Raw genomic sequence first — 6,531 nt, forward strand, 5'->3', positions numbered from 1 at the left:
TAAATGACTCTTCGAATCGCAATCAATGGTTTTGGCCGTATCGGCCGTAATGTCCTGCGCGCACTGTATACCCAAGGCTATCGTCAGGATCTGCAGATCGTAGCGATCAACGATCTGGGCGACAGCTCTATGAATGCTCACCTGCTCAAGTACGACACCGTTCACGGCACATTCGATGCCGATGTCCAGCACGATCAGGAAAGCCTGACCGTCAACGGCGATCGCATTTCGGTCAGCGCCATTCGCAACCCGGCCGAACTGCCCTGGGCCGCGGAGAAGGTCGACGTCGTGTTCGAATGCACCGGTCTGTTCACCGACCGTGCCAAAGCCGCCGCGCATATTACGGCCGGCGCGCGCAAAGTGATTATCTCGGCCCCGGCCAAAGGCGCCGACGCCACTGTGGTTTATGGGGTTAACCACGACGTTCTGCGTCAATCCCACCAAATCATTTCCAACGCTTCGTGCACCACCAACTGCCTGGCCCCGGTGGCCCAGGTGCTGCACCGCGAACTGGGCATCGAAAGCGGTCTGATGACCACTATCCACGCCTACACCAACGACCAGAACCTGACCGACGTCTACCACACCGACCCGTACCGCGCCCGCTCCGCCACCCAGAACATGATCCCGAGCAAGACCGGCGCCGCTGAAGCGGTGGGCCTGGTGCTGCCGGAACTGGCGGGCAAACTGACCGGCATGGCGGTGCGTGTTCCGGTGATCAATGTGTCGCTGGTGGACCTGACCGTGCAGCTCAAGCGTGAAGCATCGGCCGATGAAGTCAACGCGATGCTCAAACAAGCCAGCCAGCACTCGAAGATTCTGGGTTACAACACCCTGCCGCTGGTTTCCAGCGACTTCAACCACAACCCGCTGTCGTCGATCTTCGATGCCAACCACACCAAGTCCAGCGGCAAGCTGCTCAAAGTGCTGGCCTGGTACGACAACGAGTGGGGCTTCTCCAACCGCATGCTCGATAACTGCCTGGCGCTCTGCAACGCCGAATAAATGATGGGGCGCACGACGCCTCATTCTTTGTTGGACGCGGCCCCGTAGGAGCTGCCGAAGGCTGCGATCTTTTGATCTTGATTTTCAGCGATTCCGAGAAGATCAAAATCACAAGATCGCAGCCTGCGGCAGCTCCTACGGGTATTGGCAACGTCAAAAAATGCGTCGTCGCAGGCGCATTTTCGTCTGGAGCAGCAAGCGATGATCGGTATCAGCTTTACGCAAAAGACCCTGGCAGCGCGCAAGCGTATCGCCCTGGTCGCCCATGACCATTGCAAAGTGTTTTTGCTGGACTGGGCCGAGCGGCAGAAAGACAAACTCGCGCAGCATGAACTGGTCGCCACCGGCACCACGGGGTTGTTGTTGCAACAACGCCTCGACCTGCCGGTGGAAAGCATGATCAGCGGTCCGCTGGGCGGCGATCAGCAACTCGGCGCGCGAATTGCCGAGCAGCGGGTCGACATGCTGGTGTTCTTCTGGGACCCGTTCGAACCGCAACCCCACGACCCGGACATCAAGGCGCTGCTACGGGTCGCGGCGGTGTGGAACATCCCGGTGGCCTGCAATGAATGCAGCGCCGACTACCTGCTCAGCAGTCCGTTGATGGATCAGGCTCACGAACACCGCATCCCGGATTACGCGACCTATCTGCTGGGGCGCGGGTAAAGCGCACGGAATCACTCTCGATAGCCTTCCGACACAAATCCCCTGTGGGAGCGAGCCTGCTCCGGGCGGCGTTCCGACGATGACGGACTGACATTCACCATGGATGTCGACTGAAAGACCGCTATCGCGAGCAGGCTCGCTCCCACAGGATTTCATCCAGTCCGCCAGTTTTTTGAACTATGCTCGGGCTCTCGCTCCGGAGGGCCTTCGATGACTGATTTACTCACGTCCATTCAAGCCGCACTCGGCTTGCCTCACACGCCAATTCCATTCACCTCGAACGGCGCCCTGCCCTCGGCGTTTGCCGTGACTGATCTGGCCTGTGCGAGCATTGCCGCCGCCGGCCAGGCTGTCAGTGAATTGCTGCAACAACACACCGGCCGTTTGCCTACCCTTGAAGTCGACCGCCGCCTGGCATCGTTCTGGTTCGCAACGTCGATCCGTCCTGTGCGCTGGAGTGTTCCACCGCTGTGGGATCCGGTCGCCGGCGACTATGCGACCAAGGATGGCTGGATCCGCCTGCACACCAACGCGCCCCATCACCGCATCGCCGCCGAATCAGTACTCGGTGCCTGTGTCGACCGCGCCGCGATGGCGAGCAAAGTAGCTCAATGGGCGAAAAGTGATCTGGAACAGGCCGTAGTTGATGCTGGTGGCTGCGCGGCCGAAATGCGCAGCTGGGCGCAATGGCAGGCCCACCCGCAAGGTCAGGCTGTGAACGCAGAACCGCTGATTCAGTTCAGCGCCGACGACAGCCACCCCCCCAAACCGTGGCAGGGTTCAGTGGCGCAACCGCTGGCCGGAATCAAGGTGCTGGACCTTACGCGCGTGCTCGCGGGGCCCATTGCCAGCCGTTTTCTCGCAGGCCTCGGCGCCGATGTTTTGCGCATCGACCCACCGACCTGGAACGAACCGGGCGTGGTGCCGGAAGTCACTTTGGGCAAACGTTGCGCGCGCCTGGATCTGCACGACAAGACTGATCGAGCCGTGTTCGAAAGCCTGCTCAAGGAGGCCGACATTCTGCTCCACGGCTACCGTTCCGATGCATTGGAACACTTGGGTTACGACATCGCCCAACGCCAGGCACTGGCCCCCGGGCTGATCGACGTTTGCCTTAACGCTTACGGCTGGCGCGGCCCCTGGCAGAACCGGCGCGGCTTCGACAGCCTGGTGCAGATGAGCAGCGGGATTGCTGAAGCCGGCATGCAGTGGAAACGCGCGGACAAACCGACACCGCTACCGGTTCAGGCCCTCGACCACGCCACTGGGTATTTGATGGCAGCCAGTGTGATCAAGTTACTGGCCGAGCGATTGAGTAGCGGACGCGGTGGTTCAGCGCGTTTGTCGCTGGCACGGACGGCGAAGTTATTGATCGAGCATGGCGCCGGGACAAATGAGCCGTTGCGGGCAGAGGATGACAACGATCAAGGGATGTTGGTTGAGCAGACACCTTGGGGGCCGGCCCATCGGCTGCAGGTGCCACTGAAAATCACCGGGACACCGCTGCAGTGGGCGCTGCCGGCCGGGGAGTTGGGTGCCCATCGCGCGCAGTGGTGATGACCATCAGATAGCATTCGCGAGCAGGCTCGCTCCCACAGGGATCACGCTATACCTGCTCGCGAAGAGGCCCGAACAGTCACCGCAGACAGCGGATCACAACGACAGTAACCCGCTGTACAACCCGTACGCCGCCAACCCCGCCCCGGCAACCACACAGCTGAAAATCCCCTTCTCGACATGGGCAAACAAGGGCTCGCCCTGCTCCCCTTGGCCTTGGCAAACAGAATCCCCCCCGGTGCATACAACAACGCCGAGAGCAGCAGGTATTTCACGCCGCCGGCATATAACAACCAAACTGCGTAACACAGGGCAATGCCGCCGATCAGCAAGTCTTTCGTACGCTCGGCCGAAGCATGCTCATAGGTCTCCCCTCGCCCGCTCAACAACACCGCATACGCCGCCGACCACAAATACGGCACCAGAATCATCGATGAGGCGAGGTAAATCAGGCTGGTGTAAGTGCCGGCGGAAAACAGCGTGATCAGCAGAAAAATCTGGATCATCACATTAGTCAGCCATAGCGCATTGACCGGCACATGGTTGGCGTTTTCCTTTTGCAGGAACGCCGGCATGGTCTTGTCCCTGACCGTGGCGAAGAGGATTTCGGCGCACAGCAGCGCCCACGATAACAACGCCCCCAGCAGCGAAACCGCCAAGCCGACGCTTATCAGCACCGCGCCCCAATGACCGACCACGTGCTCCAGCACCGCGGCCAGCGACGGGTTCTGCAACGTGGCCAATTCCGGTTGGCTCATGATCCCGAGGGATAACACGTTCACCAGCACCAGCAGCGCCAACACACCGATAAAACCGATGACCGTCGCCCGGCCCACGTCCGAACGTTTCTGCGCCCTCGCCGAATACACGCTGGCGCCTTCGATGCCGATAAACACGAACACCGTGACCAGCATCATGTTGCGCACCGGGTCCATCACGCCGCCAAAATTCGGGTTGCTGCGGCCCCAGATGTCCCGGGTGAAGATGTCCGCCTTGAAGGCCACGGCGGCGATGACGATGAACATGATCAGCGGCACGATCTTGGCCACGGTGGTCAGTTGGTTGATGAACGCCGCCTCCTTGATTCCGCGCAGCACCAGAAAATGCACGGTCCACAGCAGCACCGACGCGCAGCCGATGGCGATGGCGATGGCGATGGCGATGGGTGTGTTGCCCTGACCGAAGACCGGAAAGAAATAACCGAGGGTGCTGAACAGCAGCACGAAATAACCGACATTGCCCAGCCAGGCGCTGATCCAGTATCCCCAGGCAGACGAGAACCCCATGTAATCGCCGAAACCGGCCTTGGCGTAGGCGTACACCCCGGAGTCCAGTTCCGGCTTGCGATTGGCCAGTGTCTGAAAGACGAAGGCCAGGGTCAGCATGCCCACGGCAGTGATCGCCCAACCAATCAATATCGCCCCGGCATCGGCACGCGCCGCCATGTTTTGCGGTAAAGAAAAAATCCCACCGCCAATCATCGATCCCACCACCAAAGCGATCAGCGCACTCAGCCGTAGCTTTTGCGTCGGTTCATTCGCGCGTCTCCATTTTCCCGCCGCACTATTGCCGCGAGCCCCTCACATAGTCGGTTTTTAACTAAATAGATAAAGCCTAATAACGTTTACCCATTAACGCCAATTCTGCCTTTATTTATAACTGATCACGCTATTGGAGCGACACGTAAATAGCAGTTTTGTTGGTAGATCCTAATAAGTCCAGATCACCGCTAAATCAACGACCAATACTTGCCAAAACAAAAAAACAAACTAGCGTCTAAATCTCAACTGATAGGCTTTATTTCTTTCACTTTTAACCGAGGCCTCTGGAAATGGCTTTCCGGGCATTAGCCTTATGCCTGCCAAAGACTCTTAAGTCTTTAATTAACAATGGAATGTGATCATGCATTGATCTAAATCAGATGATTGAACAGCGAACGAAACTAACCTGTTTTCTCTCTTCTCCTGCACTGGAGTCATGCAATGTCTGAATCCCCCGGAAAACTGAAACTCGGTGCACTGGTTGCACTGGTTGTCGGCTCGATGATTGGTGGCGGGATTTTTTCCTTGCCCCAGAATATGGCCGCCAGTGCTGACGTCGGTGCCGTTCTTATCGGTTGGGCAATTACCGCGGTGGGCATGTTGACGCTGGCCTTCGTGTTCCAGACCCTCGCTAATCGAAAACCTGATCTGGACGGCGGTGTTTACGCCTACGCCAAGGCCGGTTTCGGCGACTACATGGGTTTCTCGTCCGCCTGGGGTTACTGGATCAGTGCCTGGCTGGGTAACGTTGGTTACTTCGTTCTATTGTTCAGCACCCTCGGTTACTTCTTTCCGATCTTCGGCGAAGGCAACACGGTTGCTGCCGTGATCGGCGCGTCCTTGCTGCTCTGGGGTGTGCACTTCCTGGTATTGCGCGGAATCAAGGAAGCGGCGTTCATCAACCTGGTGACCACCGTCGCCAAAATCGTACCGCTGCTGCTGTTTGTCTTGATCGCGATTTTCGCGTTCAAACTGGACATCTTCACTGCCGACATCTGGGGCCTGAAAAACCCTGACCTGGGCAGCGTGATGAACCAGGTGCGCAAGATGATGCTGGTCACCGTCTGGGTGTTCATCGGCATCGAAGGCGCGAGCATCTTCTCGGCCCGAGCGGAAAAACGCAGCGACGTCGGTAAAGCCACCGTCATCGGTTTCATCACCGTGCTGCTGTTCCTGGTGCTGGTGAACGTGCTGTCGCTCGGGATCATGACTCAACCCGAATTGGCGAAACTGCAGAACCCGTCCATGGCCGCGGTGCTGGAACATGTAGTCGGTCATTGGGGCGCAGTGCTGATCAGCGTCGGCCTGATCATCTCGTTGCTCGGTGCTCTGCTGTCATGGGTGTTGTTGTGTGCAGAGATCATGTTCGCTGCCGCCAAGGACCACACCATGCCGGCCTTTTTGCGCCGCGAAAACGCCAACCTTGTACCGGCCAACGCGCTGTGGCTGACCAACGCGATGGTGCAGCTGTTTCTGATCATCACGCTGTTTTCGGCCAGTACTTACCTGTCGCTGATCTACCTCGCCACCTCGATGATTCTGGTGCCTTACTTGTGGTCGGCGGCTTACGCACTGCTGCTGGCGGTGCGCGGCGAGAGTTATGAAAACGCCGTGGCCGAGCGCAGGAAAGACCTATTCATCGGCGCCGTCGCATTGATCTACGCGGTCTGGCTGATCTATGCCGGCGGCGTCAAATACCTGCTGCTCTCCGCCCTGCTCTATGCGCCCGGCGTGATCCTGTTCGCCAAAGCCAAGCTTGAAG

General features: G+C 58.7%; 4 protein-coding genes and 1 pseudogene. 4 read left to right on the forward strand and 1 reads right to left on the reverse strand.

Annotated features, from left to right (window positions below):
• Positions 1-3: 3 nt before the first annotated feature.
• The 3 genes from gap (at position 4) to AACY49_RS19965 (ending at position 3,228) form a co-directional block, all read left to right on the forward strand.
• A complete protein-coding gene (gene gap / locus AACY49_RS19955; RefSeq protein WP_339525910.1) occupies positions 4-1,005 on the forward strand; it encodes a type I glyceraldehyde-3-phosphate dehydrogenase in 1,002 nt (333 codons plus the stop codon).
• Positions 1,006-1,206: 201 nt separating this feature from the next.
• The gene (locus AACY49_RS19960) at positions 1,207-1,671 is read left to right on the forward strand and encodes a methylglyoxal synthase (RefSeq protein WP_007903352.1); all 465 of its coding nucleotides are present in this window, start codon (positions 1,207-1,209) and stop codon (positions 1,669-1,671) included.
• A gap of 210 nt (positions 1,672-1,881) precedes the next feature.
• The gene (locus AACY49_RS19965; RefSeq protein WP_339525911.1) at positions 1,882-3,228 is read left to right on the forward strand and encodes a CoA transferase; all 1,347 of its coding nucleotides are present in this window, start codon (positions 1,882-1,884) and stop codon (positions 3,226-3,228) included.
• A 96-nt stretch (positions 3,229-3,324) separates the two neighbouring features.
• Here the strand turns inward: AACY49_RS19965 and arcD (AACY49_RS19970) are convergent.
• A pseudogene (gene arcD, locus AACY49_RS19970) lies at positions 3,325-4,709 on the reverse strand (arginine-ornithine antiporter).
• 501 nt (positions 4,710-5,210) lie between these two features.
• Between arcD (AACY49_RS19970) and arcD (AACY49_RS19975) the strand changes: the two are divergent.
• Positions 5,211-6,531 (forward strand): arginine-ornithine antiporter (gene arcD, locus AACY49_RS19975; protein ID WP_339525912.1); only part of this gene is annotated, 1,321 nt, incomplete at its 3' end.

Source organism: Pseudomonas sp. EL_65y_Pfl2_R96, from assembly GCF_963970905.1.
Classification (GTDB): Bacteria; Pseudomonadota; Gammaproteobacteria; order Pseudomonadales; family Pseudomonadaceae; genus Aquipseudomonas.